Annotated in this window: 17 protein-coding genes; 8 read left to right on the forward strand and 9 right to left on the reverse strand. The window is 58.5% G+C overall.

What is annotated here, in order from left to right:
* The first annotated feature begins 26 nt into the window (after window positions 1-26).
* A complete protein-coding gene (locus NAC44_RS03855; RefSeq protein WP_250937928.1) occupies window positions 27-1211 on the forward strand; it encodes an O-succinylhomoserine sulfhydrylase in 1185 nt (394 codons plus the stop codon).
* 248 nt (window positions 1212-1459) lie between these two features.
* Complete coding sequence (apaG, locus tag NAC44_RS03860; protein WP_250937930.1) at window positions 1460-1888, forward strand: Co2+/Mg2+ efflux protein ApaG; 429 nt, start codon at window positions 1460-1462, stop codon at window positions 1886-1888.
* 45 nt (window positions 1889-1933) lie between these two features.
* Here the strand turns inward: apaG and NAC44_RS03865 are convergent, their stop codons facing one another.
* The 4 genes from NAC44_RS03865 to NAC44_RS03880 all read right to left on the reverse strand — a co-directional run bounded on the left by NAC44_RS03865 (window position 1934) and on the right by NAC44_RS03880 (window position 4109).
* Complete coding sequence (locus tag NAC44_RS03865; RefSeq protein ID WP_250937932.1) at window positions 1934-2347, reverse strand: tellurite resistance TerB family protein; 414 nt, start codon at window positions 2345-2347, stop codon at window positions 1934-1936.
* A gap of 177 nt (window positions 2348-2524) precedes the next feature.
* Window positions 2525-3190 (reverse strand): S24 family peptidase, encoded by a 666-nt coding sequence (locus NAC44_RS03870; RefSeq protein ID WP_250937935.1) that lies wholly within the window; start codon window positions 3188-3190, stop codon window positions 2525-2527.
* Window positions 3191-3207: 17 nt separating this feature from the next.
* Window positions 3208-3384 carry a hypothetical protein gene (locus NAC44_RS03875; RefSeq protein ID WP_250937937.1) on the reverse strand — a complete coding sequence of 59 codons (177 nt, stop codon included), beginning with the start codon at window positions 3382-3384 and terminating at the stop codon, window positions 3208-3210.
* Window positions 3385-3461: 77 nt separating this feature from the next.
* Window positions 3462-4109, reverse strand: coding sequence for a response regulator (locus NAC44_RS03880; protein ID WP_250937939.1), 648 nt, complete (start codon window positions 4107-4109; stop codon window positions 3462-3464).
* Between the two features lie 416 nt (window positions 4110-4525).
* Between NAC44_RS03880 and NAC44_RS03885 the strand changes: the two genes are divergently transcribed.
* Together NAC44_RS03885 and NAC44_RS03890 are read left to right on the forward strand one after the other, a co-directional pair.
* Window positions 4526-5155 carry a YitT family protein gene (locus NAC44_RS03885; RefSeq protein WP_250938739.1) on the forward strand — a complete coding sequence of 210 codons (630 nt, stop codon included), beginning with the start codon at window positions 4526-4528 and terminating at the stop codon, window positions 5153-5155.
* Window positions 5156-5225: 70 nt separating this feature from the next.
* A complete protein-coding gene (locus NAC44_RS03890) occupies window positions 5226-5996 on the forward strand; it encodes a transporter substrate-binding domain-containing protein (protein WP_250937941.1) in 771 nt (256 codons plus the stop codon).
* Window positions 5997-6025: 29 nt separating this feature from the next.
* Here the strand turns inward: NAC44_RS03890 and NAC44_RS03895 are convergent, their stop codons facing one another.
* Window positions 6026-6664 carry a DUF6198 family protein gene (locus NAC44_RS03895; protein WP_250937952.1) on the reverse strand — a complete coding sequence of 213 codons (639 nt, stop codon included), beginning with the start codon at window positions 6662-6664 and terminating at the stop codon, window positions 6026-6028.
* Window positions 6665-6768: 104 nt separating this feature from the next.
* On the reverse strand, window positions 6769-7710 hold the full coding sequence (locus NAC44_RS03900) for a class I SAM-dependent methyltransferase (protein WP_250937954.1): 942 nt from the start codon (window positions 7708-7710) through the stop codon (window positions 6769-6771).
* Window positions 7711-7897: 187 nt separating this feature from the next.
* On the opposite strand from NAC44_RS03900, the gene NAC44_RS03905 reads away from it, so the two are divergent.
* The 3 genes from NAC44_RS03905 to NAC44_RS03915 all read left to right on the forward strand — a co-directional run bounded on the left by NAC44_RS03905 (window position 7898) and on the right by NAC44_RS03915 (window position 10314).
* The gene (locus tag NAC44_RS03905) at window positions 7898-8164 is read left to right on the forward strand and encodes a DUF6460 domain-containing protein (RefSeq protein ID WP_250937956.1); all 267 of its coding nucleotides are present in this window, start codon (window positions 7898-7900) and stop codon (window positions 8162-8164) included.
* A 1-nt stretch (window position 8165) separates the two neighbouring features.
* On the forward strand, window positions 8166-8750 hold the full coding sequence (locus NAC44_RS03910; RefSeq protein ID WP_250937958.1) for a CAP domain-containing protein: 585 nt from the start codon (window positions 8166-8168) through the stop codon (window positions 8748-8750).
* A gap of 229 nt (window positions 8751-8979) precedes the next feature.
* Window positions 8980-10314 carry an MATE family efflux transporter gene (locus NAC44_RS03915; protein ID WP_250937960.1) on the forward strand — a complete coding sequence of 445 codons (1335 nt, stop codon included), beginning with the start codon at window positions 8980-8982 and terminating at the stop codon, window positions 10312-10314.
* Here NAC44_RS03915 and NAC44_RS03920 read toward each other — a convergent pair.
* Window positions 10299-11390, reverse strand: coding sequence for a quinone-dependent dihydroorotate dehydrogenase (locus tag NAC44_RS03920; protein ID WP_250937962.1), 1092 nt, complete (start codon window positions 11388-11390; stop codon window positions 10299-10301). The two genes, NAC44_RS03915 and NAC44_RS03920, sit on opposite strands and share 16 nt — an antisense overlap.
* Window positions 11387-11734 carry a DUF952 domain-containing protein gene (locus NAC44_RS03925; protein WP_250938741.1) on the reverse strand — a complete coding sequence of 116 codons (348 nt, stop codon included), beginning with the start codon at window positions 11732-11734 and terminating at the stop codon, window positions 11387-11389. The genes NAC44_RS03920 and NAC44_RS03925 overlap by 4 nt, the downstream gene beginning before the upstream one ends.
* A gap of 341 nt (window positions 11735-12075) precedes the next feature.
* On the opposite strand from NAC44_RS03925, the gene NAC44_RS03930 reads away from it, so the two are divergent.
* The gene (locus tag NAC44_RS03930; protein WP_250937972.1) at window positions 12076-13992 is read left to right on the forward strand and encodes a diguanylate cyclase domain-containing protein; all 1917 of its coding nucleotides are present in this window, start codon (window positions 12076-12078) and stop codon (window positions 13990-13992) included.
* A gap of 38 nt (window positions 13993-14030) precedes the next feature.
* Here the strand turns inward: NAC44_RS03930 and NAC44_RS03935 are convergent, their stop codons facing one another.
* A complete protein-coding gene (locus tag NAC44_RS03935) occupies window positions 14031-15398 on the reverse strand; it encodes a histidine-type phosphatase (RefSeq protein ID WP_250937974.1) in 1368 nt (455 codons plus the stop codon).
* Window positions 15399-15433: the final 35 nt, after the last annotated feature.

The raw sequence follows: 15433 nt of genomic DNA on the forward strand, positions 1-15433 counted from the left end.
TTTTTTTGTGTGTGAAAGGCATGACAATGAGCAAGACCTGGCGGCCCGCAACCCAACTCGTTCATGGCGGCACCCTGCGCTCTCCTTACGGTGAAACCTCCGAGGCGATCTATCTCACTCAAGGCTTCGTCTATGATACGTCAGAAGCGGCGGAAGCCCGGTTCAAGGGCGAAAGCGAAGGCTATATCTATGCCCGCTATGGCAGCCCGACCAATGATATGTTTGAAAAGCGCATGTGCCTTCTGGAAGGGGCCGAAGATGCCCGCGCCATGGCATCGGGCATGGCGGCGGTGGCCGCGGCCATTTTATGTCAGGTGCGCGCTGGCGATCACATTGTCGGTGCACGCGCCCTGTTCGGCTCCTGCCGCTGGGTGATCGAGACGCTCGCGCCGAAATATGGCGTGGAGTTTACCCTGGTCGACGGGCGCGATCTCAAGAATTGGGAAGCGGCCATTCGCCCCAACACCAAGGTCTTCTTCCTGGAAAGCCCGACCAACCCGACGCTCGAAGTCGTCGATATCGAAGGCGTGGCAAAACTGGCCAACCAGATCGGCGCCAAGCTGGTGGTCGACAATGTGTTCGCCACCCCGCTCTTCCAGAAGCCGCTTGAACTTGGCGCGCATGTCGTCGTCTATTCAGCCACCAAGCATATCGACGGTCAGGGCCGCTGCCTTGGCGGCGTCGTGCTCTCGTCGAAAGACTGGATTACCGAGAACCTGCAGGATTATTTCCGCCACACCGGCCCGGCCATGTCGCCCTTCAATGCCTGGACCCTGCTGAAAGGCATCGAAACCCTGCCGCTCAGGGTGAAACAGCAGACGGCAAATGCCGCGCGCATTGCCGATATCCTTGCCGATCATCAGAAAGTGGCCCGCGTGATCTATCCCGGACGTGCCGATCATCCACAGGCCGACATCATTGCCCGGCAGATGAGCGGTGGCTCGACCCTTGTTGCCTTTGAACTCAAGGGGGGCAAACAGGCGGCCTTTGCCCTGCAAAACGCACTTGAGGTGGTCAAGATTTCCAACAATCTCGGCGACGCCAAGAGCCTGATCACCCATCCGGCGACGACGACGCACAAGAATCTGACCGATGAGGCACGCGCTGAACTGGGCATTTCTCATGGTACGCTGCGTCTGTCCTGCGGTATTGAAGACGCGGAAGATCTGATCGAGGATTTCGAGCGGGCGCTATCGGCTGTCGCCGCGTGATCATGTGTCCGGCTGCCGCGCGTTTTATCAAACGCGCGGCATAATCGCATCGGCGCGACTGTGTGCAACACATCCAAACCGGTAGCCACAACTCCCTTCAGCGCGACCTTTCCCGCTGTTTTGACCGGTTGTGCAAAAAAAAGATAAAAAATCAGGATTGATTCACGTTAAATTAATCTCATAGAGCTGCAAATATATAATCGGATCATCCGGTATCATTAAACACCTCAACCCTATGGCGACATCATATGCATGTCCATGAAAACGTCGCAACAGCCCCTTTTCTCTATCGCGCCCTGACGCGCGACATTGAGGTCTGCGTCGAACCCTTTTATCTGGCGGAGCAATCCGACCCCGAGGACAGCCGCTATGTCTGGGGTTATCGGGTCATCATCGTCAATCACTCCAGCATCGCTGTGCGTCTGACCTATCGTTACTGGCACATCACCGACCAGAACGGGCAGGTGGATGAGGTCAGCGGTCCGGGTGTCATCGGCGAGCAGCCGCGGCTGATACCCGGCGAGCGCTATGAATATTGTTCCGGCTGTCCGCTCGATACGCCTTCCGGCATGATGTTCGGTCACTATCAGATGCAGACCGACGAGGGTGATCTCTTCGATGTCGCCATTCCCGCCTTTTCCCTCGATACGCCCGATCTCAATCGCACGCTCAATTGAGCAAGGCCGTCACGGCGTCATCCATCATGCCGTCGCTGACATGGTTCAGGCCCTGCGGTAACGGGCAATAGCGCTGCGCTCGATGGCGGCACAGGTAAGTTTGTCGAGGTCGAGCCTGTCGCGCAACAGCTGGAGAAAGCGGATTTCTTCCGGCTTGACTGAGAGGTCCGCCGAGGCCACCTCAACGGCCAGCGCATAGGCCGTATCATACAGTTTTTTCGGCAAGGCGTCGCGAATGGTCTCAAGCGTGATGTCCAGCCCTTCGGGCCCGGCGACCATGGAAGCGCAACGCCGGGCAATCGAAATCAATTGGCTGTTGTCGAAATCCTCGAAGACCGGTGAGTGTTCGACGAGATGACCGATGCGTGCAAGCTCCCGTTCCGACATGGTATTATCCACTGCCGAGGCCATGACCATGGCGAAAATCAAGGCATCATGCAGGCTGACACTCTGGCTCAAGGGATACTCCTCATGGTGATCGATAAGATTGTGGGCTGCCTGATTCAACATCTTTGGCTGATGTCAGATAAGGGTGAGATTGCGTAGAAACAAGAAGAGGCCAGCGCGGCTTGTTTCGATTTTACGGAACGGTTGCCAAACCTGTGTTTCATCCGCAGCGGAATGGGCAAGGCTGTATCACTGACTGACCCAGATGATCCGGGCCATCCAGGCAATCGTCGAGCTTTCGCAAGTGCGCGCCGGATGTTCGGGATTGAAGGATAGAAGTTCTATGCTGCGCGCCGTCTGCCGTCCTAGCACCCTGGTGATGATGGCGCCATCAACCGGCTTGACCACCACCCTGTCGCCGCGTCGCAGTTCGGCTGACGGATCGACAATCAGGATATCGCCATCGCGGTAAAGCGGCCTCATATGATCGCCCTGCACCTCCAGGGCATAAAGCCCTGCGCGGGTGCCGGGGGCGGCGGGAAAGTCGACAAGATCCCAGCCGGAACCGGAAGGAAAGCCGCCGTGATCGAAAAAACCGCCCGCTCCCGCCTCATTGAAACCAAGAAGCGGAATCCCGGTCATTTGCGGCGGAAAATCACCCTCCGGCAAAGACTGGCCGGTCATACCGTAACCGATCAGGGAGACGAACTGATCGATGCTGGCGCCGGTGGCCTCCAGAACCTTGGCAATGGATTCGGTCGAGGGCCAGCGCATCCGCCCATCCGGCCCAACCCGCTTTGATTTGTTGAAGGCCGTTGGGTCCAGACCGGCACGCCGCGCCAGCCCCGAAGGCGTGAGATGATGTTGCTCTGCAAGCCTGTCAATGGCGCTCCAGATCGTCTCATGTGAAAACATACCCACCACCCTCCGTTTCACAAAAGCTTTGAAATCAGCCGTAAATCAAAACTTTTATCGGGCAGATGCGCCAGAGAGTAAAGATCGTGAAGGAATAAAATCCTTTGAAGGTGGTGCAAAAACCGGTTATTTTTGCGCTTCTCCGGATGTTCTGATCGCGCAATCCAGTGATTTTGACGGGTCGCCTTGCTCATGAAGAAACGGCCACCATCCATGCCCTGCCAGTCTTTGCTTTTGCCTGGAGCGGGTTATGCGGCAGGATTTGGCACCCTTATGCCATCATGGCCATGTTCAACCGTCCCAGTTGCACCACAGCCTGGGTGCGGCTGTCGACATTGAGTTTCAGCAGAATGGCCGAGACGTGAGCCTTGACGGTGGCTTCCGACACATTGAGCTCATAGGCGATCTGCTTGTTCAGCAGTCCCTCGCAGACCATGCCGAGAACCCGGTTCTGCTGTGGCGTCAGGGTTTTCAGCCGGGCCATCAGATCGGCAAGATCGCCATCCTCACGCATATCGGCGCCGGTCATGGGTGGACTGTAGATGTCCCCCTGCAACACGGTCTCTATGGCAGCGCGAATGTCGTCGATCGGGGCGGATTTGGAAATGAAGCCAGACGCGCCGAGATCGAGCGAGCGACGAATGGTAGCCGTGTCGTCACTGGCCGAGCAGATGATGATGGCAAGGGCCGGAAATTCCGCCCGCAGCGCCATCAGGCCGGAAAAACCGCTGACACCGGGCATGGCCAGATCGAGCAACAGAAGGTCCACTTCCGGATGAGCCTGCGCCGCGAGGCGAACCGCCTGAAGGTCGCCCGCCTCGATGATCAGGCCATTCTGGGTCATGCTGCTGACCGCCTGTCGCAGGGCGCCGCGAAACAGCGGATGATCATCGGCAATGATGATGTGATATGCAACCATTCCTTGCTCCCTCCCAAGAGCCATTGATCAGGTATCTGGCTTGAAAAGCGATCTTCTGGCCGCTCTTGCGCCACGCCTGCATCACACCCGCCCTGCCATGATGCTTTCTGCGGATGATGACATCAGCCTGCATCCTTGCAAAGATCAGAACCGCAGTCTTCCCGACGATCTCTCCTCCAAAATCCCCGGTCAGTCTGCCTGTTTTATCTTTACCGGCACAGCAAAGCGCATACAATCACTATGACATGGCATGGTTTGTCTTTCCATGAAAAATCCGGAAAGATTTCACAAGAATTTTCTTATATAGATCATGTCGAGACAGAATGTGCAGCCGTTTTGCATGAGTGAGGGGCAAAATGGCTGCCGTTATGGGATTGGCGGCGGCAGACAGGGAACAGCCCATGGCGATGGCAGAGATGAAAAGCGGATTCTTCAAGGCGATAGCATCGCGCCCGGAACGGCATTCCCTTATCGACGATATTCAAGGCCTGCTTGCTGGCAGCCTTCTGGCCGGGCTTGGCGTGATGTTTCTCTCCGGTGCCAAACTTTTGTCAGGCGGAACGGCGGGCGTTGCCTTTCTGCTGCATTACGCCGCCGGCTGGAGTTTCGGCCTGCTCTTCTTTCTCATCAATCTGCCGTTTTACTATTTTGCCTTTCGTCGCATGGGTCCTGCCTTTACGATAAAGACGTTTCTGGCTGTAACGCTGACATCGTTTTTCTCATCGGCCCTGCCGAAATTCATCGGTTTCGGCGCGCTTGATCCGTTTATTGCCGCACTTGTCGGCGGGCTGTTGCTGGGAACGGGCATGCTTGCGCTGTTTCGCCATCGGGCAAGCCTTGGCGGTTTTGGCATTCTGGCGCTGTTTCTTCAGGATCGCTTTGGCTGGCGGGCGGGACTGGTGCAGCTTTGCTTCGATTGCACGGTGCTGGCCCTGTCCTTTCTGGTGGCAAGCCCCTTCATCATTGCCTGCTCGGTCGCCGGTGCTGCGGTGCTCAATCTGACGCTGGCCATCAATCACCGCCGCGACCGTTATATCGCTGTTTGAATCTATACCGTGATTCCGGCTTGATAGGCTGCGATCGCAGCTTCTTTTTTTGCAACAAGGATAACACTGAATGAAGCTTTGGCATTTTGCGCTTTTTGCAGCGCTTTTCTCATCTGTGGCAACAGCTCAGGCCGAGGATGGAACGCTTGCCGCGATCCGGCAGGCTGGTGTGCTGCGCATCGGCACAACAGGTGACTACAAGCCTTTCAGCTACAAAGGGCCGGATGGTGATCTGCAAGGAGCAGATATTGCCATGGGCAAGGAACTGGCCGGTTCTCTTGGCGTGAAGCCGGATTTCGTCATGACGACATGGAAAACCATGCTGGATGATTTCAAGGCCGGGAAATTCGACATGGTGGTCGGCGGCATTACCGTCAATCCGGTCCGCGCCGCAGTGGGGGATTTTTCCGTGCCCAACATCAAGGACGGCAAGCGCCCGATCGTTCGCTGCGCCGACACGCAAAAATATGTCTCGCTGGAGGCCATCGACCAGCCATCCGTGCGGGTGATCGTCAATCCCGGCGGCACGAATGACACATTCGCCCATGCGCATTTCACCAAGGCGAAGATCGAGGTTTTCCCGGACAACAAGGTGATTTTCGACCAGATTGCCGCCGACAAGGCCGATGTCATGGTGACGGATGGGGTTGAAGTGGATTTGCAGGCAAAACTGCATCCTGGCGTCTTGTGTGCCGCTGCGGTGAAGGAGCCCTTCACCCATTTTGAAAATGCCTATCTGCTGCGCAAGGATCCGGCTTTCAAGTCCGCCGTCGATAACTTCATGACCAAGGCGCTTGCCGATGGCGACTGGACGCACAAGCTTGATGCTGCCATGAAATGAGGTAAATCTAAGTGATCCTGTCTGTATAATCAGCGGAGCGCAATATAGCGGTCGGAGCGGTGATTGATCAGCACGAAGAGGTTGAGAATGACCGCGCCGACAAGCGAGCACATCACGACAAACGGGCTCGACACACCCAAAGCCAGCGTCATGACAATGGCGTCGAAACCAAGCTGCACGAGACCGGCCTGAATGCCGAAACGTTCCTGAATATAGACCGCCATGATGCCGATGCCGCCAAGGCTGGCACGGTGACGATAAAGCGCCAGAAGGCCGAAACCAAGCAACAGCCCGCCCAGCACGGCGGCCCAGACCGGATTGATCGATTGCAGGGTGATGAAGCGGTTTTCGACATCCACCAGGGCCGAGGTCAGGCCGACAGCAAGAAAGGTCTTGAGGGTAAAATCCAGTCCCATGCGCTTGTAGGACAGAATATAGAAAGGCAGGTTGAGCGCAAAGAAAATCAGGCCGAAATTCACCCCGCTCCAGTAATGCAACACGAAGGAAAACCCGGCCATGCCGCTGGTAACCAGCCCGACCTTGGAAATGAAAAACAGGCCAAGTGCGGCAATCATCGACCCGGCAACGATGCCCTGAATATCCTCCAGCCGGCTGTGCCGGGTTGGATTCTTGTTCCAGATGCCGAAAATCATGTTGATCGAAGCCATGGCTGCACCCCTTGTTTGTCTTGAGAATGCCTGAAATCCGGCAGTCTGCAAGCGGGGTAAGTCAGTCTTCCTGACCTATCGTGAAAATAGCAAGATTCCGTCTTTCAAGCGATTTTTCTCGCAAGAAACAGGATGCCAAAGACAGGATTTCCGCCATCTTTGCGAAGCACCGTGTCCTGCCTTGTCAGGCAGCAAAGCCCGGCCTTGTTCAACTCCTCCAGCACATAGGGCTCGCTGTGCTGATAGCGCAGCGAGGGTGCAAGCGCGATGTCGCCGTCTTCAGGGCGTTCGACGGAAAAGGCGAAATATCCACCGGGAGCGAGCAGCGCCGACACCAGCGCAAAAACGCCGTTCAAAGCGCCGAGATACATCAGCACATCGGCGGCAACAGCCAGATCGGCGCGTCCTTCGTCTCCAGCCTTGCCAAAGAGACCGCAATTTTCTCTGTCCAGCGACAGATCGGCCTCGTCCAGCGCGTCATAGATCGCCTTTTCCCGCGCCTTGATCAGCATGGCCGAGGAGAGATCGAAGCCTTCGAGCCGGTCAGTGTGGGCGCGCAGTTCAACCCCCATCAGCCCGGTGCCGCAACCGAGATCGACGCTTGTGGCAAAGCGTTTATCCATGCCGAGATAGGATAAAAGCATCGCCATCAGGTCCTGCGGCGCGCGATAGTCAAGCTTGTCGACAAGCGAAGTCTCGAACCGGTCGGCATAGTCGTCAAACAGCGCCTCGACATAACGGCTCGGCGGATGCTCCGGTGCTTCCTCCGCACCGATCAGCGCCAGTTTCAGTCCGGCGGCGAACATGTCCTGCGGGTCGAGATCAAGCGTCCTGCGCCAAGCCTCGGCGGCTTTTTCGCAAAGGCCCGCAGCTGCGCGGTATTCACCAAGCTGAAACCAGCCGGCCACCCAGAGCGGCACCAGCTCAAGCGCCTGCTCCATCAGGTCGGCGGCGGCAAGATCATCGCCGGACTCCGAAAGGAGGCGCGCATATTCAGCACGGCGGTCGGCGGTCAGATCGCCGGAGGAAAGCTCAATCTTCAGCATGGGATATCAGTGTTGTGGAAAGCAATCGGCGGGTAATGGCGCAAGCGGTAAAAAAGGCAAGCAAAATCTTTCATATCGCCATCGAAATCGGGATAAGCGCTTGCGCTGCCATATTCCTATGCTTATCTCCCGCTACACAGAGGCAATGGGCGTCGGATCGTGCCCCTTTGACCAGCGAAGGACGTTTATGTCGGACGGAGTGAACAGATTTCTCGGCGATTCCATCGCGCGCACCCTGATCAAGCTGATTGTGGTGTCGGTGATCGTCGGTTTTGCCATGCATATCTTCGGCATTTATCCTGTCGACATTCTCCACAGTATCCGTCATTTCGTCCAGGATCTGTGGATGCGCGGTTTCGGCGCTCTGGGTCGGCTTGGCGATTATCTCCTCCTCGGGGCCAGCATCGTCATACCGGTTTTCATTGTGCTGCGCCTCATCGACATGCGGAAGTAAGATGACATCCTCCACGCCTCTTTCCCATCCGGTGCTTGCCCGGCGCAGCATTCTTCTTGCTGGTCTTGGCCTTGCCGCCGGGCTTGCCAGCTGCCAGACACCGCCGGTCGAACCGCCAGTTCCCGCCGATCTCACGGATGAAACCGAGACCTTCCTGCCCATGGTCAATGCGCTCAGGGCAAAATATGGCAAGCCGCCGCTGGTCAGCGATGCCAATGCAGCGCGTGCGGCGCTTTATCAGGCAAAGCGCATGGCTGAAGCCAATAAAATGGCGCATGTCATGGGCTTTGGCGACAGTTTTGGCGAAAGGATGCGCCAATCCAATGTGCAATTGCCTGCTGCCGAAAACATCGCCATGATGCAGAAAACGCCGCAGGCTGCGATGCAGGCCTGGATCAATTCCAAGCACCATCTGGAAAACATGCTCGGCCCCTATCACGGCCTCGGTGTGGCGGTGGCGCGCATCCCCTCGCGCGGCAACACGCCGTTCTGGAGCATGGACCTCTCCGGCGCGCCGCATCGTCGGCAAGAGGAACCGGGGCTGATGCTGCCGACCGCTTCCGGCGTGATGCTGAGAATCGATTAGAGCATCGTGCCGAAAATCGGAATCGACACGATGCTCCAAGATACTGTTTCCGCATCAGGTTTCCGAAAACCGGTTCCCACCTTTCGGCCGATGCTCTAGGCTTTTCTGCCTTCCCATCAAAATCGGCTCTGATCGACAAAGCTGCGGATAGTCAGGCGAAAAGCCCCTCAGCATTGGACACGACTCAAAGGCGGGCTTACCACTTCGGATATCGTCCCCGGAGTGTTCTATGACTGCCGCCCAATCGCATTCTGCCCGTCTGGCCGTGACCCATCGCGGCATTCTGCGCATCGCCGTGCCGATGACCATCGGCTATGTCACCACGCCGCTTCTCGGCATCACCGATACGGCGGTGATCGGCCATCTCGGCGAGGCGACGGCGCTGGCGGGACTGGCGATTGGCGCAACGCTTTTCGATCTCATTTTTGCCAGCCTGAATTTCCTGCGGGCCTCAACCACGGCGCTGACCGCCCAGGCCTATGGGCGTCAGGACGAACGCGAGCAGATGGCGATCTTCTGTCGCTCGGCCCTGTTGTCGGTGGCGCTCGGGCTGATCATCCTTTTGCTCTCACCGCTGTTGAAACAGCTCGGGATTGCCATGATGGGGGCGGAAGGACGCGTGGCCGAGGTGACGGCCCGCTATTTCGCCATCCGCATTCTGGCCGGGCCGCTGACGCTGATCAATTTCACTGTCATGGGCTCGATCCTCGGTCAGGGGCGCGGCTCGACCGGGCTTTTCCTGCAAATCCTGATCAACGGGGTCAATATCGGCCTGTCCATTGTGCTCGGTCTCTGGCTCGGCTGGGGCGTGACCGGCGTGGCGCTGGCGGCGGTGGCGGCCGAGGCCAGCGGCGCGATTGCCGGACTGGCGATCGTCTTGTCCAGCCATGGCCGGACCCATCTGCCAAACCGGCAGGAATTGCTCAGCAAAGACAAATTACGGCAGCTGTTTTCCCTCAATCGGGATATTCTGATCCGGAGTTTCAGCCTGCTGGCCGCCTTCACCCTGCTCACCCGCATCGGCACCTCGTTCGGCCCGGTCACGCTGGCCGCCAATGCGCTGCTGATGAATTTTTTCATGGTGTCGAGCTTTTATCTTGACGGCATCGCCACCGCCGCCGAGCAGATTGTCGGCCGCTCGGTCGGCGCAGAGGATCGCTTGTCCTTTCTGCGCGCCGTCAAGCTGACCGGCATCTGGTCCTTCGGCCTGTCGCTGACCAGCGCTCTGTTTTTTCTTCTCGCCGGCGGCGTACTGATCGATCTTTTGACCACGGCTGGCGATGTGCAAGCCGTGGCGCGGCATTATCTGCCCTGGGCGGCGCTGACGGCGCTGACCGGCGCGCTTGCCTTTCAGATGGATGGCGTGTTCATCGGCGCTGCCTGGTCGAGTGACATGCGCAACATGATGCTGGCGGCGCTGGCGGGTTACATCGCAGCCCTTGCCCTGTTTGTTCCGCTCTTCGGCAATCACGGTCTCTGGCTGGCGCTCAACCTGTTTCTGGTGATGCGCGGCCTGTTTCTCCTGAGCCGCCTGAGGCGCCGCACCGATCAGACCTTCTGCTGAAGCCAGTGGGCAAGCCGCGTGTCGCGCAGATCGCGGATCGAGGCAACACCGTCACGGGCGACCGCTTTCGACAGTCCCTTGACGATGGTGGCAGCCAAGGCAGGCCCTTCATAGACCATGCAGGAATAAAGCTGCACCAGATCGGCCCCGGCGCGGATTTTTTCAAGCGCTGTTTCCGCCGAAGAGACGCCACCGACCCCGATGATCGGCAGATCAGGCCCCAGACGCTGTCGCATTCTGGCCAGAACCGCGGTGGATTTTGCAAAGAGCGGCTTGCCGGACAGACCGCCAGTTTCTGCGGCAAAACGCCGGTTTTTCAAGCCTTCCCGCGACAATGTGGTGTTGGAGACGATCAGGCCGTCGAGAGGGCGGGTCAAAATCACCTCGGCAATGTCATCCATGCCCTCTTCGCTGAGATCGGGGGCGATTTTCAGGAAAACGGGGACATGGCGTCCTGCCTTTGCCGCCTCTTCGGCCCGGGCGGCAAGAACCGCATCCAGCAGCAGGCCAAGGCTTTCCCTGGCCTGCAGATCGCGCAGACCCGGCGTGTTGGGCGAGGAAATATTGGCAGTGAAATAGCTGGCCACCGGATAAAAACGGCGAATGCCCGCGACATAATCAGCAATGCGGTCTTCCGCATCCTTGTTGGCGCCAATATTGACGCCGACAATGCCGGGTCTGCCTGCACGTGCCTTCAGCCGGGCAAAGGCGGCATCATGGCCCTCATTGTTGAAGCCGAGCCGGTTGATCACGCCTTCATCCTCGATCAGGCGGAAAATGCGCGGCTTGTCATTGCCGCTTTGCGGCTTCGGCGTCAGCGTGCCGACCTCAGCGAAGCCGAAGCCAAGCCCCAGAAGCTCATCCGGCACCTCGGCATTCTTGTCATAGCCTGCCGCCATGCCCAGCGGATTGGCAAAGGTGAGACCGGCGATGGTCTGCGCCAGTTTCGGGTCATCCGGCAGGCGGCATTTCGGCATCAGGCTGGATTTCAGCCCGGCAATGGACAGGCCATGGGCGGTTTCGGCATCGAAGAGAAACAGGCCCGGGCGGGCAAAGGTCTTGAACGGGTCGATCATGGCATTGTGTCCGGAAAGAGATGCTCGCCGTTGTCGGCAAGCGGCAGGGGCTTTTCCCATAAAACCGCAGAGAGGGCCAAGGGACCGTAAAGATGCGGGAAGAGATCGCCGCCGCGCGACGGCTCAAACACCAGGGCCGGGCCAAGCGCTTTCGCATCAATGGCAATGAGCAACAGCCCTTTTTGTCCGGCAAAATGCCGCCGCGCCGTCTCTTTTGCCTGGCTGGCCGTGGAAAAATGGATGAAGCCATCGGCAAGATCGATCGGCGCGCCGGTAAACGCACCCGCCTTGCGGGCGGTCTCCCACAGGGTTTCCGGCACGATCTTGTAAACCACGTCAGTCAGGGGCAAGCGGTTTCTCCTTGTCAGTCCCAAGTTGTCTGTCTCGAGCGCATCGGATGTGCAGAAAATTGCCGCCTTTGTCTATGGCTACTGCATAATTCCTCAAACCAGAATCGGTTTAAGGAGAAAATGATGCAGCAAATGTAAAGCGTTACAGCGTCCTTTGTGCGTTTGATAAAACGCACAAAGGACGCTGTAAATCCATGATGGTGTCACGTCCGGCAGGAGAACGCAGACCATGGCGCTTGAAACAAGGTCTTCTACGAGAGTTAGAAATAACAAATTAATGAAATAGTTGCATTGTCGTCCAGATGCGCTCAGCCACACGAAGGTAAAGCAGACGGATGCCGGAAATCTTGACGCTCATTCTGATCAATATGGCGATTGCAGTGTTGTCGGCAACCGTGCTTAGCTATCTCGATCAGGCATTGGCGCAGTCTTCACCGACCCTGCAGGGTGTGGGGATCGGGCTTGCTGGCGGCATGACCTCAATCATCGCGATGATGTTTCCGATTGCCATTGCCACCGGCGTCTATCTTGATCTGCGCACCTCCGCCATTGCCGTTTCCGGCATGTTGGGCGGGCCGATTGCGGCACTGGTCTCTGCTGCCGTTGCCATGTGGTGGCGCTGGCATCTTGGCGGCGGCGGCGTGGGCGCCGGCATTCTCAGCATTCTCATCGTCGCTGGTGTTGCCATCGCCGCAAGCTCGGGCGAAAGGCGGCCACTCGACAACATCAAACGCATGTCCCTTGTCAGTCTTGGCTCTGCGGTCTTGCCGAATGCGGCAATTTTCGTTCTGCCGCAGCAATTCTGGTCCTTTGCCTTTGACAATCTCTCCACAACGATCCCGCTGCTTTTTGCCGCAACCTTCCTGTCTTGCCTGCTGCTCAGGCGGGAAATGCGTCATCGCGCCTTGCAGGCAGCGGGACGACTTTATCGCATCGCTGCCGAGACCCTGCCGGAAAGCATGAATATCAAGGACCGGCATGGCCACTATATTCTGGCCAACCCGACCACGGCCAAAACGCTGGGAGTGGCTGGACCACAGGCGGTGATTGGCAGACGGGATGCCGATTTTATCGACCCGGTTCTTGCCGAGACCATCCGGCGTGAGGAACAGGCGGTCTTTGCCGGCGGCAAGCCGGTCTATAGCGAGCATCCCTTTTTGCGAAGCGATGGCAGCAAAGGCTGGTGTTCGACCCTGAAAAATCCGGTGCGGGATGAGAGAACCGGTGAAATTGTCGCCGTCGTCACCCATGATCGCGATATCACCGCACAAAAACTTCTGGAGCGCCAGTTGGAGGAAAGCCGTCAGAAACTGGAGGATGTGCTGGCGAATATGGCCGATGGTCTGGCGCTCTATGACCGGCAAGGCAGGCTGGTCTATTGCAACGACCGCTATCGCGATCTTTTTCCGAAAACCGCAGATCTGCGGGTGCCGGGTGTGGCCTTTGCCGATCTTCTGACCGCCTCGCGCGTGCGCGGTGAAGAGATGATAACGCCAGACAGCTTGCTGAGCGCGGCTGCGCCGGTCTTTCCGCTGATGCCGGGCGCGCGTGAAATCCGCCTTGCCGACGGGCGCACGCTGGAGGCCAGAACCCGCAGTGCCAGCAATGGCGGCTCACTGATGGTGTTTTCCGACATCACGCTTGCCAAGCAGGCCGAGGAAATGCTGGTCAAGGCCAATCGCACACTGGCGGAGGCCGCCTCAACCGATGGATTGACCGGGCTTGCCAATCGCCGCGCCTTCGATGAACGGCTGGCACAGGAATGGTCGCGGGCACGGCGCAATATCAGTCCTCTCGGCCTGATCCTGGTCGATATCGATCACTTCAAACTGTTCAACGATCGTTATGGCCATCAGGGCGGAGATGATTGTCTGCGGCAGGTGGCGCAGACACTGAAAAACGCCGCCAAACGGGCGACCGATCTTGCGGCCCGCTATGGCGGCGAGGAAATGGCGTTGATCCTGCCGGACACCGATCTTTTTGGGACCATGACCCTTGCCGAACGGTATCGAAGCGCGGTTCGCGCCCTGGCGATCCCGCACGAGGCCAGCAGCAAGACCATCGTCACAGTCAGCATCGGCGCCGCCAGTCTCGTGCCTGACGCAGACCAGACGGTGGACATGCTGGTTGCTCTCGCCGACAAGGCGCTTTATGCGGCAAAGGCCGGTGGTCGTGATTGCACCCGCCCCGCCGAAACCGTTCTCGAGGAACGGTTTGCCGTCCCCCTGCCCCGGCAGGCTGGCCTGCAGTAAAGCCATCATGCCATGCCAGAGAAGAGGGGCACGCTGGCTCAATTCTTGCCGTAATGCTGTTCTCCCACCGCGCTCATGTCGAGCTTGGGCCGCGCCAGCGCCATGAACCGGTCTATCGGGCAGGCACCGTCCACAGACTCTGCCTCGCAGCCGGGCATGGGAATCACGGCCTGAAGCGGCGGCGAACGCTCGTCCAGCACGGCGGCAGAGCGGATCTGGTCCAGTGTTGGGGCGGTAAAGGTCATGCGGATGAAGGACTTGCCCTGCCCGTCATGCAGCCGTTCGAAGGCCAACGTGCCGGTCGGCGGGGTTTCATCGTCGAGATAGGGCGGAATATGCCAGTGAATGCCGAGAATTGCGCCGATCTCGGACTGCTGTGTGTCTGAGCCCATAAACAGCATCAGCCTGGCATCCGGAGGACCTGCCTTGTCAGCCTGGGGCTGCAAGGCCAGCAGCAACTGGTTGAGCAGGTTGGAGCCATCGCGGGCGGCAAGATAGGGAACGCGGTTGCCGAGATCATATTTGATCTGGCGCAGTTCGGACAGGCGGATGATATCGGCTGGGGTCGAAGCCTTGCCAAAGGCGACCTGGTCGGCAGGCAGGCCCTCGGCATATTGCAGCAGGAAGACCTGCACCACGGTTCCGGCCTCCTTCAGCGGACCGGTCACGCCGACCTCAGCCGGTTTTTCGCCTTTGGCCGCCTTGACCTTGATCGCCCATGGCTGGGTTTCAAGCGTGCAGTGTTCACCACTCTTGCCCGGAGCGGCGTCTTTTTTCTTGTCACAGACGCTGATGGCGCAGCAGTCGAGAATGCCGTCCAGTTCCTTCATCAGGCTGGCGGCACGGGCGCGGGGCTTTTCGAGACTGCCACCAGCGGCGGCCAGAATGGCGGCTTTGGCCCTGTCGGGATCGACGGCGCCGAGGCTCGTCTCGGAGGGGGCATAGAGCGGATCGACCCCATTCGTCGTCGCCGTGTCGTTATGCCCGACCGTCAGGCCGCAGCCGGGAAACATGGTGGCAAGCACGACATTACCGGTATCGATGGTCCGCTTGACCGAACCATTGGCCCAGCCGAAAACACTTCCCGCAGCCGGGCAGCCGCTGGTCGGCAGCAGGCCGCGTTGTTGCAGCATGGCGAGATCGTAATGGGCAAGTTGTGCGGCGGCTTTTGCACCATGCGGCGTCAACTGGCCATCCGGCGTATTCCAGACCGGCCACGTCTTCGACGACAACCGCAAAAGCGCCTTGCTATTGGTCTGCGGGCGCACGCCATGACGCATCAGCATGACATATTTATCCAGCACCAGACTGTCCGCCGCCTCGGCCGACGCCGCAAGGCCACTGGCAATCAGCGCTGCCGCCAGAAATCCGGCGCGAAGGAATTGGTGCCCAAGGAATTGGCGCATATCAGGTCTCCGTCATGGGAAGATGCAATAAAGTG

It is taken from the genome of Allorhizobium sonneratiae, assembly GCF_023700755.1.
Lineage (GTDB): Bacteria > Pseudomonadota > Alphaproteobacteria > Rhizobiales > Rhizobiaceae > Allorhizobium > Allorhizobium sonneratiae.